Source organism: Bacillus sp. FSL R5-0443, from assembly GCF_038608285.1.
Taxonomy (GTDB): Bacteria; Bacillota; Bacilli; order Bacillales; family Bacillaceae; genus Bacillus; species Bacillus velezensis.
Map to the genome: position 1 here is coordinate 1734636 of NZ_CP152013.1, position 16156 is coordinate 1750791.

The 16156-nt window shown below is 45.6% G+C and carries 14 protein-coding genes; all 14 read left to right on the forward strand.

Translation table 11 applies throughout. The features are described 5' to 3' along the window. Positions 1–60 precede the first annotated feature (60 nt). The 14 genes from NYE28_RS08765 (at position 61) to NYE28_RS08830 (ending at position 15968) form a co-directional block, all read left to right on the forward strand. A complete protein-coding gene (locus tag NYE28_RS08765; RefSeq protein ID WP_007409813.1) occupies positions 61–786 on the forward strand; it encodes a GntR family transcriptional regulator in 726 nt (241 codons plus the stop codon). A 31-nt stretch (positions 787–817) separates the two neighbouring features. Further along, positions 818–2128: an MFS transporter gene (locus NYE28_RS08770; RefSeq protein WP_205829149.1), complete on the forward strand. Its 1311-nt coding sequence runs from the start codon at positions 818–820 to the stop codon at positions 2126–2128. A 107-nt stretch (positions 2129–2235) separates the two neighbouring features. Next, entirely contained in the window at positions 2236–2691 is a 456-nt protein-coding gene (locus tag NYE28_RS08775; protein WP_003154157.1) for a MarR family transcriptional regulator, read from the forward strand. Then, the gene (locus NYE28_RS08780; RefSeq protein ID WP_160223050.1) at positions 2691–5810 is read left to right on the forward strand and encodes an MMPL family transporter; all 3120 of its coding nucleotides are present in this window, start codon (positions 2691–2693) and stop codon (positions 5808–5810) included. Before NYE28_RS08775 ends, NYE28_RS08780 begins: the two co-directional genes overlap by 1 nt. A gap of 151 nt (positions 5811–5961) precedes the next feature. Next, a complete protein-coding gene (locus NYE28_RS08785) occupies positions 5962–7242 on the forward strand; it encodes a pitrilysin family protein (protein ID WP_015239875.1) in 1281 nt (426 codons plus the stop codon). Next, entirely contained in the window at positions 7239–8525 is a 1287-nt protein-coding gene (locus NYE28_RS08790) for a pitrilysin family protein (protein ID WP_342490382.1), read from the forward strand. The genes NYE28_RS08785 and NYE28_RS08790 overlap by 4 nt, the downstream gene beginning before the upstream one ends. Positions 8526–8584: 59 nt before the next feature. Further along, positions 8585–9313, forward strand: coding sequence for an SDR family oxidoreductase (locus tag NYE28_RS08795; protein ID WP_015239877.1), 729 nt, complete (start codon positions 8585–8587; stop codon positions 9311–9313). A 75-nt stretch (positions 9314–9388) separates the two neighbouring features. Then, positions 9389–9646 carry a DUF3243 domain-containing protein gene (locus NYE28_RS08800; RefSeq protein WP_003154150.1) on the forward strand — a complete coding sequence of 86 codons (258 nt, stop codon included), beginning with the start codon at positions 9389–9391 and terminating at the stop codon, positions 9644–9646. Between the two features lie 127 nt (positions 9647–9773). Next, positions 9774–10565 carry a YmfK family protein gene (locus tag NYE28_RS08805; protein WP_007409819.1) on the forward strand — a complete coding sequence of 264 codons (792 nt, stop codon included), beginning with the start codon at positions 9774–9776 and terminating at the stop codon, positions 10563–10565. A gap of 18 nt (positions 10566–10583) precedes the next feature. Continuing rightward, positions 10584–11483 carry a RodZ domain-containing protein gene (locus NYE28_RS08810; protein WP_014417801.1) on the forward strand — a complete coding sequence of 300 codons (900 nt, stop codon included), beginning with the start codon at positions 10584–10586 and terminating at the stop codon, positions 11481–11483. A gap of 72 nt (positions 11484–11555) precedes the next feature. After that, positions 11556–12137 carry a CDP-diacylglycerol--glycerol-3-phosphate 3-phosphatidyltransferase gene (pgsA, locus tag NYE28_RS08815; RefSeq protein WP_007409821.1) on the forward strand — a complete coding sequence of 194 codons (582 nt, stop codon included), beginning with the start codon at positions 11556–11558 and terminating at the stop codon, positions 12135–12137. 17 nt (positions 12138–12154) lie between these two features. Further along, complete coding sequence (locus NYE28_RS08820; protein WP_342490383.1) at positions 12155–13405, forward strand: competence/damage-inducible protein A; 1251 nt, start codon at positions 12155–12157, stop codon at positions 13403–13405. A 170-nt stretch (positions 13406–13575) separates the two neighbouring features. After that, positions 13576–14619, forward strand: a complete 1044-nt coding sequence (gene recA, locus NYE28_RS08825; RefSeq protein WP_003154145.1) for a recombinase RecA — start codon at positions 13576–13578, stop codon at positions 14617–14619. 167 nt (positions 14620–14786) lie between these two features. After that, a complete protein-coding gene (locus NYE28_RS08830; protein WP_059366981.1) occupies positions 14787–15968 on the forward strand; it encodes a serine hydrolase domain-containing protein in 1182 nt (393 codons plus the stop codon). The last annotated feature ends 188 nt before the right edge of the window (positions 15969–16156 follow it).

Genomic DNA, 16156 nt, shown 5'->3' on the forward strand with positions numbered 1-16156 from the left:
ACATGATATAGTTGTCCCAATTGTTCAATAATTTATGAAAGTGGTTTACGGAGGGGAAACATGTCTACAAAAGCTGACAATCGTCACTTGTATCTAAAAGTGATTGAGCGAATCAAAGAGGATATACAAAACGGAATTTACACCGAAAAGGAAAAGCTTCCTTCTGAATTTGAGCTTTCAAAATCAATGGGTGTCAGCCGGGCAACTCTGCGTGAAGCTTTGCGTATCCTTGAAGAGGAGCATGTGATTATCAGAAGGCACGGTGTGGGCACTTTCGTCCATACAAAACCGCTGTTTCTTTCAGGTATTGAACAGCTCAACAGCGTGACGAAAACGATTCAGCAGGCGAACATGGTGCCGGGTACGATTTTTTTGTCGTCTCAGGTCATCACGCCGTCTGATGAAGATATCGCTAGATTCCGGCTTGAGCCTGAGCAGGAGCTTTTTTATTTGGAACGCGTGAGAACGGCAAGCGGCACTCCGGTCGTTTACTGTTTAGATACGATTCCGATGCACATTCTGCCGAATTCTTTCTGTCATGAACAGGAGTCTATTTTTGATCTTTTGGAAAAAAACTCCGGGTCTGTGATCAGCTATGCCGTTGCTGATATCGAACCGATCGGATATCACGATACGATTTCACCGGTTTTGGAATGCGAGCCGGAGACGGCGCTTTTATTGCTGAAGCAAACCCACTATAATCAGAATGATGAACCTGTACTGTATTCATTAAATTATTTCCGGGCTGATAAGTTCAGTTTTCATGTTGTAAGAAAACGTTTTTAAGACAGACGCGTCATGTGTCTGTTTTTTTTATTTGCCGTTTCAGTACATACTTTATTTTCTGCAAGGCACAATAAAACAGGAAACAACCAAGTATAGTGAATGGGTGAATAAGTTGAGTAAGAAGAAAAATGGAACGAAAAATATCATTGCTCTGGCTTCTGTACCGCTCGTGATGACACTCGGGAATTCCATGCTGATTCCTGTGCTTCCGATGATTGAAAAGAAGCTGTCCATATCGTCTTTTCAAGTATCGTTAATTATAACGGTCTATTCGATTGTGGCGATTATTTGTATTCCGATTGCCGGATATCTGTCCGATAAATTCGGAAGAAAAAAGGTTCTTCTGCCTTGTCTTCTCATAGCCGGTGCGGGCGGAGCGCTTGCCGCGATAGCTTCCACCGCGTTCAAGCATCCTTATCCCATTATCTTGGCGGGGCGGGTGCTGCAGGGAATCGGTTCGGCAGGGGCGGCTCCTGTAGTGATGCCGTTTATCGGTGATTTATTCAAAGGGGATGATGAGCGGATTACCGCGGGGCTCGGTGATATTGAGACGTCTAACACTGCCGGGAAAGTAATAAGCCCGATTCTCGGTTCGCTCTTGGCTGCATGGTTTTGGTTTATGCCATTTTGGTTCATTCCGTTTTTTTCGCTCATCAGTTTTTTTCTCGTATTGTTTTTGGTGGCAAAGCCGGAGGAACAAAAAGAAGCGCCTTCTATTTCCGAATTTGTGAAAAATGTCGGCCGCATATTTAAGCGTGACGGACGCTGGCTCTTTACGGTTTTTATCATCGGCTGCGTGATTATGTTTTTGCTGTTCGGGGTTCTTTTTTATTTATCAGACTCACTGGAGAAGAAATACGGCATTGACGGTGTGGCTAAAGGAGCGCTTTTGGCAATCCCGCTTTTATTTCTATCCGTCAGTTCATATATATCAGGCAGGAAAATCGGAAAAGACCAAGGCAAAATGAAGTTTTGCATCGTTTTCGGAATGAGTGCCGTGACACTGTCGTTTATCGGCCTATGGTGGAATCACAGTTTTTATTTATTATTTATCTTTTTGTGTGTCAGCGGTATCGGTATCGGAATGGCATTGCCGGCTTTAGACGCTGTCATCACAGAAGGCGTAGACAACGAGGAATCGGGAACCATCACCTCATTTTATAACAGCATGCGGTTTATCGGAGTAGCGGCGGGACCGCCGATCTTTGCTGCCCTGATGTCAAATGCAGGCTGGCTGATTTTTATTTTATCCGCTTTTTGCGGCATTGTGTCTGTATTTTTAGCGCTGTTAAATATCTCATCACAAGCAAAAGAAAAAAAGGAATCATTAAAGACGGTGTAATCTGCACTGTCTTTTTTTTATTTTATTTTGAAGATTGACATGATACCGTCAAGTCGTTATCCTTTTTAATAGTTAAACATATTAACTATCGGAAGGAGGGGGAAAAGGTGCATGAAGAAAAAGTAAAGCAGCTGATTCAGCGTTATTCCGATGTATACCTGCACGTCTTAAAAAAAATTGACAGCATTATCGCTGAAAAAGTGAACAAAGAACTGACATTGGATCAATATTACATCCTCCGCTATATTATGCTCAATCCCGATTGCAAATCAATTGAACTGGCCGCGGTGTGCCACGTCAATAAAAGCGCCATTACATCTATGACGAACCGCCTGTATGAAAAAGGCTACATCAATAGAGAACGCAGCCAAAGCGACCGCCGGAGCATACTTTTAAATGTCACGGAAAAGGGGACGGAAGTATTTCACCGTGTGGAGCGGCGGATTGAGGAACTCGTCCGATCATATATTATGTATTTTGATGAAGACGAGGCGGAGATGTTCGTGAATACATATGAAAAATTATATCGATTGATGATGACTGAGGAGGATCAGCAGACATAATGAAAAACATTATCCGAGCCCGCTGGATCATCGCCGCGGTGTGGGTCGCCGCAACGGTGATATTTATGCTTACAGCGCCTGATATGGCTGAATTGACACGGGAGAAAGGGCAGATTTCCGTACCGGACGGATATTCCTCTTCTTACGCCCATGAATTGCTTGATGAAATGTCTGATTCCGATGCACCGTCTTCTTCTGCCGTCATCGTATTTCACGAAAAAGGCTTAATGACAGACAAAAAAGATCGTCTGGAAGAAGCCGTCAGCACTTTGTCTGAACATAAAAAAGCGCTTCAGATTAAAACGGTGACCTCATACTTCGGGGAGAAAAATGACGACATTAAAAAACAGCTGCTGTCAAAAGACAGACAAACGATGCTCGTTCAGCTGCAGCTTGATACATCCAAAAACGATATCATCGAAATAAAAAATAAAATTGATAAAGAGCTGAAACCGTACGGCGTATCATACGGCATTACAGGCCAATCGCTGATCGACGAAGATGTGTTAAAAAGCTCACAGGACGGCTTGAAAAAGACTGAATATATAACGGTCGCTTTTATTCTGATCGTGCTGATCCTTGTATTTCGGTCAGTGGTCGCTCCGTTCGTGCCGCTTTTATCAGTATTGATATCTTATTTAGTCAGCCAGTCGATTGTCGCATTTTTAGTCGATCAGCTGAATTTTCCGCTCTCAACTTTTACTCAGATTTTTATGGTTGCGATTATGTTCGGGATCGGCACAGACTACTGCATTCTGCTTCTCAGCAGATTTAAAGAAGAACTGTCGCATGGCGCTGATATAAGAGAAGCGATCGTCGTCACCTACAAAACGGCCGGAAAGACGGTTTTGTACAGCGGCGGTGCGGTGCTGATCGGATTTGCCTGCATCGGATTTGCGACATTTAAGCTGTATCAGTCGGCAGCAGCCGTTGCGGTCGGTGTCGCGGTGCTGCTGCTTGCGCTCATGACGATCGTGCCGTTTTTTATGGCTGTTTTAGGAAAAAGCCTGTTTTGGCCTGTTAAGGGCGATATTTCCCATCCTCAAAGCAAAGCATGGGAAACGTCAGGGCGGTTTTCATTTAAAAGGCCGCTCATCAGTCTTGCAATCGTTGCGGTATTCACCGTCCCGCCTATCCTTCTTTACAAAGGGTCGCTGTCTTACAACAGTCTTGACGAAATCGGGGATAAATATGAATCCGTCCGCGCGTTTCATACGATTTCAGACGCCTTCGGCCCGGGAGAACTTCTTCCGGCCACAGTCGTCATCAAAAATGATGAGACATTAAATACCGAAAAACACCTGATTGATATCGAAAAAATCAGCAGAGAACTTGAAAAAACAGAGGGTGTAAAAACGGTCAGAAGCGCCACGCGCCCTGCTGGAAACGGATTGAATCAATTATTTGTCACAAATCAGGCAAAGCAGCTTCAAGAAGGGCTTGATAAAGGCAATACAGGACTTGAAAAAATCACGGACGGATTAGGGCATGCCGCAAAGTCGTTAGCTGATTCACAGCCGCAGATCGAAGAGTCGGGGAAAAGCGTCAATCAGCTTATTGACGGAACATTGTCTCTGAAATCCGGGCTTTCTGATATAGGAGAAAACCTGAATAAACTGCAGGCTGGCGTGAACGAGAATAAAGCCGGCGTCGCCCAGATGAGAAAGCAGATTGAAGAGCAAAAACAAATGCTGACTTCACAGCTCAAACAAAACAGCGGTCTCGCTTCAGAAACGCAAAACGCTTTAAAATTGGTAAAAACCGTCCTGCCGATGAAAGATGAAGCCAGCAGACAGCTTGCCGATTTGAACAAGCAGCTTGCCCGGCTGCCGTTTGCAAAATTGGAAGCGTCAATACCGTCAGTCAAAACCGATCCCTCTTACCAAGAAATCAAATCAGCCTTTACGGGTGTACAGTCAGCCGTTTCCAAGGCAAACGCGGATGCAGAAGCGTTTTCTAAACAGGTCGACAGTCAAAAGGCTCATCTGCAGCAAGCGGAAAAACAATTTGCCCGACTGGCAGCCGCTCAGAAGAAGATTGACACTCAAATTAACGCAATGATCAATGGTCTGACCAGTATTGAAAACGGTCTGCAGCAAGTGTCAGACGGACAGGGGGCTCTCGCGGGACAAATGCCGCGCCTTGAATCGGCGGCAGGACAGCTCGCGGAGGGCCAGAAAAAAATGAAGAGCGGCCTTGGTGATTTTTCTTCCCGGCTCAGCGATCTTTCTTCAGGCCTTAACGATAGTGTAAAAGGGCTTAAGAAAGTATCAAGCGGCATGATGGGGGCGAATGATTACCTAGGTGAGCTTCACAAGGCGTCAGACAAAGAAATGACAGGCTGGTTTGTGCCGAAAGACGCCTTGAAAAACAGTGATTTCACAAGCGTGTTTAATACGTACATGTCAGATGACAGAAAAACGACAGAATTGACCGTCGTTCTTGATAACAATCCTTACTCAAATACGGCCATTCAAGATATTCAAGCGATCAAAGCGAGCGTAAAAAGAGCCATTCCGAACACGGATCTGAAGAATGCTTCCTTCGGCGTTTCGGGAGTCTCCAGCATGAATGCCGATCTGAAGGAAGTATCGGATTCAGACTTCAAACGGACGGCCATGTTTATGCTGGCGGGAATTTTTCTGATTCTCATCGTGATGCTGCGCTCCCTCATTATGCCTGTTTATTTAGTGGCGTCACTCGTACTGACGTATTTCGCATCCATCGGCGTGACGGAATACATCTTTACACACTTCTTCGGGTATCCGGGCGTAAACTGGGCCGTGCCGTTCTTCGGCTTTGTCATTTTGATGGCTCTTGGCGTAGATTATTCCATCTTTTTAATGGACCGCTTTAATGAGCTGAAAAAAGAAGGAACGGAACCCGCAATGATCAGCAGTATGAAAAATATGGGTTCCGTCATCATTTCTGCGGCGATTATTTTAGCGGGAACCTTTGCGGCCATGCTGCCGTCAGGCGTTCTTTCCTTATTACAGATTGCAACCGTGGTATTAACAGGCCTTCTCATGTACGCAATTGTCGTCCTTCCGTTTTTTGTACCGGTCATGGTGAAAATATTCGGAAGTGCCAACTGGTGGCCTTTCAATTTGAAAAAATAACGTTCAATGCCTCTGCCTGTTTTCGGGCAGAGGTTTTTTGTTTCCTTATAAATCCTCCAGTTGATATAATTACATCTGCGCACTCTTTTTTGCGAATGCTGAAATTTGGTCATAATACATACTATGAAAGAATGAACGAAGGAGGTTTCACATGACTTACGTAAATGAAATGAAGTCAAAGCACGGCGGGATCACCGCCCACATCGTAAAGACCGAGAAATTTAAAACCGTTTCGCTGACGTTTAAAATGCTGGCTCCTTTAACGAAAGAGCTCGTAACAAAAAGGGCGCTGTTTCCGCATGTGCTTCTGCGCGGAACAGAAAGCCGCCCGAAAACCGCTGATCTGCGGTCTTATTTTGATGAGCTGTACGGCACATCCGTTTCAGCTGATCTGACAAAAAAGGGAGAACGTCATGTCATTACGTTTAGACTTGAGATTCCTAATGAAAAGTATCTGAAGGACCGCACACCGTTATTGGAAAAAGGCCTTCATCTTTTATCAGAGCTTGTCTTTTCGCCCGCTTTGGAAAACGGCGCCTTCCTGCCCCTTTATGTCACGCAGGAAAAACGGACGCTGAAACAGCGGATTCAAGCCGTATATGATGATAAGATGAGATATTCTAATCTGCGTCTCGTTCAGGAAATGTGCAAAAGCGAACCGTATGCCCTTCACGTCAACGGCGAGTTCGATGATGTTGAACACATTACACCGCAAGATTTGTATGAAGCCTATCAAAAAGCCATACGCGAAGATCAGCTGGACCTGTACGTCATCGGCGATGTTGATACAGATCAGGTGAAAACGGCCGTTGATACGTATTTTAAAACGGAAGAACGGGAGCTGCAGCCTTTTGAAAGAAGCGCGGCGAATGAACAGCCCGATCCGAAGGAAGTCATTGATGAAGAGGACGTCAAGCAGGGCAAGCTGAATATCGGATTCCGGACCAATACGACATATACAGATCCGGATTATCCTGCATTGCAGGTGTTTAACGGGCTGTTCGGAGGTTTCTCTCATTCAAAGCTGTTTATAAATGTCCGTGAAAAAGCGAGCCTCGCCTATTATGCAGCCTCAAGGGTGGAAAGCTTCAAAGGGCTTTTGATGGTCATGTCGGGCATTGAGGTGAAAAATTACAAGCAGGCCGTCACCATCATTGAAGAACAGTTTCAGGCTATGCAAAACGGTGACTTTTCAGAAGATGATATCGCCCAAACGAAAGCCGTTATTAAAAATCAAGTATTAGAAACCATTGATACGGCATACGGCTTAGCGGAATTTCTGTATCAGCAGGCCTCAGCCCAAGTAGAGATACCGATCGAAAGATTCCTTGACAATATCGAGAAAGTGACAAAAGAGGACATTATCAATGTCGGAAAGAACATTAAGCTGGATACGACTTATTTCTTAAAAGGGACGGGGGGAGCATCTTGACTAAACCGATAAACTTCGAACAGCTTCAGGAAACGCTGTATCATGAAAAAATGGCAAACGGCCTTGATGTCTATGTGCTGCCGAAACAGGGCTTTAATAAAACATACGCCGTGTTTACGACAAAGTACGGTTCCATTGACAATCAATTCGTTCCTTTAAATAAGGAAGAAATGGTACACGTCCCTGACGGAATCGCGCATTTTCTGGAGCATAAACTGTTTGAAAAAGCGGACGGCGACGTGTTTCAGGACTTCAGTAAGCAGGGGGCGTCGGCAAATGCCTTTACATCATTTACACGAACCGCTTATCTTTTCTCCAGCACTTCTAATGTGGAGAAAAACTTGGAAACACTCGTAGATTTTGTTCAGGACCCGTATTTCACGGAAAAATCAGTTGAAAAAGAAAAAGGCATCATCGGCCAGGAAATCAATATGTATGATGATAATCCGGATTGGCGGCTGTTTTTCGGCCTTATCGAAAATATGTATAAAGACCACCCCGTGAAAATTGACATTGCCGGAACGGTGGAGAGCATCTCTCATATTACGAAAGATCTGCTGTATGAGTGCTATGAAACGTTTTATCACCCGAGCAATATGCTGCTCTTTATCGTCGGTCCCGTAGATCCTGAAGCGGTCATCAGCCAGGTGCGGGAAAACCAGGAGAAAAAGCCGTTTACAGACCAGCCTGAAATCCAACGTGAAGAAGTTCAGGAGCAGGAAGCGGTTTTCCGCCGGGAGCAGGAATTAAAAATGAACGTGCAAGGCTCAAAATGTCTTGTCGGCTTAAAGGCGAAAGACCCTTATAAAACGGGGCAGGATCTGTTGAAGCACGAGCTCAGCATGAACCTCATGCTTGAATGTCTTTTCGGAAAAAGCTCACCGCATTACGGTGACTTGTACGACAAAGGCTACATTGATGAAACCTTCAGCTTTGATTACACGGCTGAATACGGATTCGGTTTTGCCTCTGTCGGAGGAGATACACCGGAGCCGGATAAGCTCGCTGACGAATTAAAACACATGCTGCTTGATGCAGAATCAGCCGTGACTGCGGAAAAACTTGATCTTGCAAGAAAAAAGAAGATCGGGTCATTCTTAAAAGCGCTCAATTCGCCTGAATATATTGCCAACCAATTCACACGCTACGCCTTTTTAGATATGAGTCTGTTTGATGTCGTAACCGTACTGGAGCAGATTACGCTGGATGACGTAAAGCGGGTCATTAAAGAAGAAATATCAGAAGACAGGCTGACAGTCTGCAAAGTCGTGCCAAAATCATAACAAAAACATCCCTCACGCGCTGAGGGATGTTTTTCTGGGGAAAGAAGGAGTATTGATTGATGAAACAGACAGCGCTCGTAACCGGAGCAAGCGGCGGAATCGGACAAAGTATAAGTGAAGTCCTCGCAAAAAACGGGTATGACGTCCTTTTGCATTATCATTCTAATAAGGAAGCCGCACACAGGCTCGCGGAAAGGCTGAGCGCATCATTCGGCGTAAAAGCCTCCGTTATTCAGGCGGATCTGTCCTCACCGGATGGCGCGGAGACACTCAGCCGTTCCGTTAAGCAGCCTGTGGATGCTCTGATATTAAACAGCGGCAAAAGTCATTTCGGCCTGATTACGGACGTTACGGATGACACGGCGCGGGAGATGGTGCAGCTGCATGTAACGAGTCCGTTTCTTTTGGCGCGTAATCTGATGCCCGGCATGATCCGGAAAAAAAGCGGGGGCATCGTCGCGATCGGTTCCGTCTGGGGAGAAACAGGCGCATCGTGCGAGGTATTATACAGCATGGTCAAGGGAGCGCAGCATTCGTTCGTCAAAGCGCTTGCCAAAGAGCTTGCTCCGAGCGGCGTCCGCGTGAATGCAGTCTCGCCGGGTGCCGTTGATACAAATATGCTTGATCAGTTCACGTCTGATGAAAAAGAAGCGTTGGCAGAGGAAATTCCCGCGGGCCGGCTGGCAAAGCCGGAGGAAATCGCCGAAGCGGCGGCCTTTTTATTATCGGACAAGGCTTCCTATATTACGGGGCATATATTATCCGTAAACGGCGGCTGGCACTGCTGAAAAAAATGTGTGTATAGTTTGCATCTGTACGGACAAAATAATTTTGTAACAACAGATGAAATGGAGGAACCCAACATGTCAGTATTAGAAAACTGGGATAATTGGAAGAATTTCCTTGGCGACAGATTGAACTATGCGCAGGAAAAAGGGATGAGTGATGAAACGATCACTGACCTCGCTACAGAAATCGGCGGTTACCTTGCGAACGAAGTCGACTCGAAAAACCATCAGGAAAAAGTGCTTGCTGATCTTTGGAGCGTTGCTTCTGAAGATGAACAGCGCGCCATCGCAAATATGATGGTGAAGCTTGTTGAAAATAACAGCACTCATTAAGAGGGGGGATTTCTCCTCTCTTTTTTTATGTTTTCCTCTATAGAGCAACATTCTTCTTTCTAATTAGAGAAAAATGTTTTATGATAAAGGAAGGTAAAAATTTGCCACAATGGAGGGGGTATATCATTTGGCAAAGCTCGAATGGTATTTTGAATATGAAATTCAAGTGAACCGCCCCGGCCTGCTCGGGGATATTTCATCTCTTCTCGGGATGCTGTCAATTAATATTGTCACAATTAACGGTGTCGACCTTTCCAGAAGGGGAATGCTGCTCAGATGCCGGCATATAGATCAAATTAAACGATTGGAATCAATTTTAAAAACAATGGAGACCATTAAAGTAACGAAGCTGAGAGAACCGAGGCTTCGCGACCGTCTCGCAGTCCGCCACGGAAGATACATTCAGCGTGATGCCGATGACAAAAAAACCTTCCGTTTTGAAAGGGACGAGCTCGGTCTTCTGGTTGACTTTATGGCCGAGCTGTTTAAAAAAGAAGGGCACAAACTGATCGGAATCCGGGGAATGCCGAGGGTCGGAAAAACGGAGTCCATCGTTGCGTCAAGCGTTTGTGCCAGCAAAAGATGGCTTTTCGTATCATCAACGCTGCTAAAACAAACGATCCGGAGCCAGCTGGTTGCCGATGAATACAGCACGGAAAACGTGTTTATCCTCGACGGCATCGTTTCGACAAGACGGGGATCTGAGCGCCATCTTCAGCTCGTCAGTGAAATTATGCGGCTTCCGGCGACAAAGGTCGTGGAGCACCCCGATATTTTTGTTCAAAATTCGGAGTATACGCTCGATGATTTCGATTATATTATCGAACTCAGAAATGATCCTGACGAAGTTATTACATATGAACATGCAGAAGAACCGCAAATATTTGATCAGACCGGTTTTTCAAGCTTTGATTTTTAATATTGGAAGGTGTTTGTTGTGACAGAATTAGCAATCCGGCTTAAAGAAGCCAGAGAGGAAAAAGGGATGTCATTGGATGAACTCCAGGCGGCGACGAAAATTCAGAAAAGATACTTAACCGCTCTGGAAGAAGGCAATTATGACGTCATTCCCGGCAATTTTTATGTGCGGGCGTTTATCAAGCAATACGCTGAAGCTGTCGGGCTTGATTCAGATCAGTTATTTGAAGAATATAAAAAAGACATCCCTAACACGTACCATGACGATGTGTCGGAAAAAATCTCCGGTCTCGCCATGCAAAGGGAGCTTCCTAAGTCCGCTTCAAAGGCGGCGGAATGGCTTCCGACCGTCCTTGTCGTCATCGGTGTCATTATCGTCATCGCGATCATTTATGCGATTATTCAGCTCGGAATGAGCAAATCCGGGCAGACAGACGGAGATAAGGCAGTCACCCAAAGTGAGAGCAAGTATGAGATTCCTAAGGATTCTGCGCTGAAAAACGACGGCAATACAAATGACGAAGCGCAATCTGACAGCAAAAAAGACAAAAAGGACACAAAAGCGTCAGAGCAGAAAAAGAAAGAAAAAAGCAGTGAAAAGACGGAGATCAAAGCGGCCGGAACGGAAGGCTCGGCTTCTTCATACAACGTCTCCGGGGCAGATAAGTATAAGCTTGAACTGATTGCTTCTGACAGCGCATGGATCCGCGTCCGTGATGACAGCGGCGGTTCTTTAAAAGAAGGAACGCTGCAAAAAGGCGAAACCTTTAAAAAAGACGTCACGGATCAAAAGCAGATTGAAATCCGCACGGGCTATGCCCCTAACCTGAAAATTAAAATCAACGGAGAGGTTCTGTCCTATGAACTCAATCCGCATGATGTGATGGCGCAGACCATCACAATCAAGATGAAAAAATAAAAGGGGAAAAGTCATCTGAACGATTAAGATGACTTTTTCTTCACGTCCGAGTACATATATTGGAGGGGCTTTATGTTTAACTTACCGAATAAAATCACACTGGCAAGAATCGCTTTAATTCCTGTATTTATGATTATCATGCTTGTTCCTTTTCAGTGGGGCAGCGTTCATATAGGGGATGAATCGATTCCGGTCGCGCATCTTACGGGAGCTGTTTTGTTCATTATCGCATCAACGACTGACTGGGTGGATGGCTACTACGCCAGAAAACTGAACCTCGTGACAAATTTCGGGAAATTTTTAGATCCGCTGGCTGACAAACTGCTGGTGTCCGCGGCATTAATTACGCTTGTGCAGTTTGACCTTGCGCCGGCGTGGATGGTCATCATCATCATCAGCCGCGAATTTGCCGTAACGGGATTAAGACTTGTGCTGGCGGGAACGGGGGAAGTTGTAGCCGCCAATATGCTGGGGAAAATTAAAACATGGGCTCAGATCATCGCTGTTGCCGCGCTTTTGCTGCATAATCTTCCGTTTGAGCTCGTTTCTTTCCCGTTCGGCGATATCGCTTTATGGGTGGCCGTGCTGTTCACAGTCATTTCCGGCTGGGATTATTTTGCGAAGAACTGGGATGCGTTAAAAACATCTAACTAAGAAAGAAGGACTTAAAGATGGAAATAGCAAAAAAAGCAGAAATCATTGCAGTCGGCTCGGAGCTTCTGCTAGGCCAGATCGCCAATACGAACGCGCAGTTTATCAGTAAAGAGCTGGCGGAAATTGGTGTAAACGTGTTTTATCATACCGCTGTCGGTGACAATCCGGAGCGGCTTAAGCAAGTCATCCGCATTGCCGAAGAGCGCTCAGACCTGATTATTTTTTCAGGCGGCCTCGGACCGACCAAGGACGATTTGACGAAAGAAACCATTGCAAACACACTGGGGCGCCCGCTCGTTCTGAATGACGAAGCGTTCCGGTCGATCGAAGAATATTTCGCGAAAACAAAACGGACCATGTCGCCGAATAACCGCAAACAGGCGCTCGTCATCGAGGGCTCAGACGTTTTGGCGAATCATTTCGGCATGGCGCCGGGAATGCTTGCAGAGCACGGCTCAAGGCTTTATATGCTGCTTCCCGGGCCGCCGAGCGAGCTGCGTCCGATGTTTGAAAATGAAGCGAAGCCGCTGCTTCTTAAAAAGCTCGGTTCTAATGAGAAAATCGTTTCAACCGTGCTGCGGTTTTTCGGAATCGGTGAATCCCAGCTTGAAGCTGATTTAGAAGATATCATTGATGCGCAGACGAACCCGACGATTGCGCCGCTTGCTGCTGACGGAGAGGTCACGCTGCGTTTAACGGCGAAACATGCTGACGAAAAAGAAACAGAACGGCTTTTAAAAGAAACGGAAGCCGCCATTTTAGAACGTGTCGGTGAATTTTTCTACGGATATGATGATACGTCTCTGGTGAAGGAGCTTTCAAAAGCATGCAGACAAAACAAAATCACGATTTCTTCTGCCGAAAGCTTTACAGGCGGCCTGTTTTCAGAGTGGGTGACTGATTTAAGCGGTGCGTCTCAACTATTTGCAGGGGGTGTTGTCTGTTATTCCGACAGCGTGAAACATCATGTGCTCGGCGTGAAAGCTGAGACGCTCGCAGCAAGCGGAGCGGTCAGCAAAGAGTGTGCGAAAGAGCTTGCAGCCGGTGTGAGAAAGCTGACCGGAAGCGATATCGGCATCAGCTTTACCGGGGTGGCGGGTCCCGACCCGCAGGAAGGGCATGCGCCGGGCCGCGTCTTTATCGGCATTTCGGCAGAAGGAAAAGAAGAGGTGCACGAATTTAACTTTGCCGGCTCAAGAACCGGAATCAGAAAGCGCGCCGCTAAATACGGCTGCCATCTCATTTTGAAAATGCTGGATCAAAAATAAAGTTTTAAAGAGGCGATTTCTCTGATTTTTAAGTTTTACAAGGGAAATTATGCTCTTTTGCAGAAAAGCGAACGCGGAAAAAATCCGAATATGCGTTCGCTTTTTTCTTGGCAAATGCCAGTAAACAAGGTATAGTATATGTAGTGGCAAGATAAAGGAGGAAAAAATAAATGAGTGATCGTCAGGCAGCCTTAGATATGGCTCTTAAGCAAATAGAAAAACAATTCGGCAAAGGTTCCATCATGAAGCTCGGAGAAAAAACAGATACAAGAATTTCAACGGTGCCAAGCGGTTCCCTTGCACTTGATACCGCTCTCGGAATAGGCGGATACCCGCGCGGACGGATTATTGAAGTATACGGACCTGAAAGCTCAGGTAAAACGACTGTAGCGCTTCACGCAATCGCTGAGGTTCAGGAAAAAGGCGGACAGGCAGCATTTATTGATGCTGAGCATGCTCTTGATCCTGTTTACGCGCAAAAGCTCGGTGTCAATATCGAAGAGCTTCTGCTTTCTCAGCCGGATACGGGAGAGCAGGCGCTAGAGATTGCTGAAGCGCTGGTGCGAAGCGGAGCTGTTGATATCGTAGTCGTTGACTCTGTTGCGGCGCTTGTTCCAAAAGCTGAAATTGAAGGTGACATGGGTGATTCACACGTCGGTTTACAGGCGCGTCTTATGTCTCAGGCGCTCCGTAAGCTTTCCGGCGCCATCAATAAATCTAAAACAATCGCAATCTTTATTAACCAGATTCGTGAAAAAGTCGGCGTTATGTTCGGAAATCCGGAGACGACACCGGGCGGCCGCGCGCTGAAATTCTATTCTTCCGTGCGCCTTGAAGTGCGCCGTGCCGAGCAATTAAAGCAGGGCAACGACGTCATGGGGAATAAAACGAGAATTAAAGTCGTAAAAAACAAAGTCGCTCCTCCGTTCCGTACGGCTGAAGTGGACATTATGTACGGTGAAGGAATCTCCAAAGAAGGGGAAATCATCGACCTTGGAACTGAACTGGATATCGTGCAAAAAAGCGGTTCGTGGTATTCTTATGAAGAAGAACGCCTCGGTCAGGGCCGTGAAAACGCCAAGCAGTTCTTAAAAGAAAATAAAGACATCATGCTGATGATTCAGGAACAAATCCGTGAATATTACGGTTTAGACAATAACGGTGTAACGGACAAAGCGGAAGAAGTTCAGGAAGAGATGGAATTAGAAGAATAAAAACACGATCAAAAGAGCGGAATAAGCAATTTCCGCTCTTTTTTTGTGTGTTTCAAAAAAACACTGGCTGTTTCGGAAAATTTTATCTGGAATGTTACAACTTTTTTCACCCTTCACTCGTCTAACATCATGGCGAAAGTTGAAATTATATCTGAGGAGGAAAAAAGATGACGAGCCCCCGCCGCACAAGAATAAATAAAAAAAGAAAGAAGAAGCTGATGAAAACGGGAGGGCTGTTTCTTTTTCTGCTGCTTGTCACTGTTTTTATTATGATCTGGACCGTCACGGCGCATCATCGGGAGAAGGAATCCGTTAAAAGCGCTCCCGCCGCTCAATCTGATACTTCAAAAGACCAGACTCAACAGAAAAAAGAAAAGACGCAAAAAGAGAAAACACCTAAATCAATCGATCACAATAAACAGATCAGCAATTACTTGCAACAGATCGGGTTCAGCGGCACAGCAATGATCGTAAAAGATGGAAAAGTTGTGCTGAAAAAAGGCTTTGGCTATGCGGACCGAAAACAAAAAATTAAAAACAATCCGGAGACATCATATTATATCGGTTCTTCACAAAAAGCGTTAATCGCGACGGCTGTCCTGCAGCTTGAAGAAAAAGGGCTGCTGCAGACGAGTGACCCCGTCAGTACATACTTGCCGAATTTTCCTAACGGCACGCGCATTACATTGAAAAACCTGCTCAATCATACGTCCGGCATAAACGGGCATATTGAGGGTCAGGGACCGATTTCTCCAATTGATTTAATCAAGGATATAGAATACCGCGGAATTAAACGGCAGCCCGGGGTTTGGGATTACAGGGATTCCAACTATTCAGTGCTTGCTTATATCGTATCTCAAGTCAGCGGGGAGTCTTATGAACAATATATAAAAGAACACGTGTTCAAACCGGCCGGAATGAAGCATGCCGGATTTTACAAAACATTTGTCAAAGCCAAATATCCTGCCGTCGGCTACAAAGTCGATGAGAGCGGCAGTCTTGTAACGCCGCACCTTCTGGACTTATCACAGCTGTACGGGGCGGGCGACATGTATATGAGCGCTGAAGATCTCTATAAATTTGATAAAGCGATCGTAAACGGCACGCTCCTTTCAAAAGAAAGCTTCACAAAAATGTTTACAGCAGGAAGCAGTGCCGCTTACGGCATGGGGTTTTACATTGATCCGGGAAGCTATTCCAATCACGGTGTTATGCCCGGTTACAACATTTTGAACAGCTTCAGCCATTCGGCAAGCAAATATGTCATATTACTGTCAAACATTCAGAATAACGCCAAATTAGGACAGGTGAACAATAGAATTTACCAATTGCTTAACCAGCCGGACTAACAGAGCCGTCATTCACGAAAAGCGGATCTAGGTATGGTATGATATATACATGGGCGAAGATCCGAGCTGAAGGCGAATCGTTAAGCTGGCAAGCTTGACAAGTATTTCCGACACAATTACAATGAAGTTGTAACATTTGTTTTTTTAACATGATTGTTAAACCATTTAAACTTGACAAGGGCATGAGA

Coding starts and splice junctions, on each gene's coding strand:
- NYE28_RS08765 (WP_007409813.1), top strand. CDS start 61: ATGTCTACAAAAGCTGACAATCGTCACTTGTATCTAAAAGTGATTGAG.
- NYE28_RS08780 (WP_160223050.1), top strand. CDS start 2,691: ATGAAAAACATTATCCGAGCCCGCTGGATCATCGCCGCGGTGTGGGTC.
- NYE28_RS08785 (WP_015239875.1), top strand. CDS start 5,962: ATGACTTACGTAAATGAAATGAAGTCAAAGCACGGCGGGATCACCGCC.
- NYE28_RS08795 (WP_015239877.1), top strand. CDS start 8,585: ATGAAACAGACAGCGCTCGTAACCGGAGCAAGCGGCGGAATCGGACAA.
- NYE28_RS08800 (WP_003154150.1), top strand. CDS start 9,389: ATGTCAGTATTAGAAAACTGGGATAATTGGAAGAATTTCCTTGGCGAC.
- pgsA (WP_007409821.1), top strand. CDS start 11,556: ATGTTTAACTTACCGAATAAAATCACACTGGCAAGAATCGCTTTAATT.
- NYE28_RS08820 (WP_342490383.1), top strand. CDS start 12,155: ATGGAAATAGCAAAAAAAGCAGAAATCATTGCAGTCGGCTCGGAGCTT.
- recA (WP_003154145.1), top strand. CDS start 13,576: ATGAGTGATCGTCAGGCAGCCTTAGATATGGCTCTTAAGCAAATAGAA.
- NYE28_RS08830 (WP_059366981.1), top strand. CDS start 14,787: ATGACGAGCCCCCGCCGCACAAGAATAAATAAAAAAAGAAAGAAGAAG.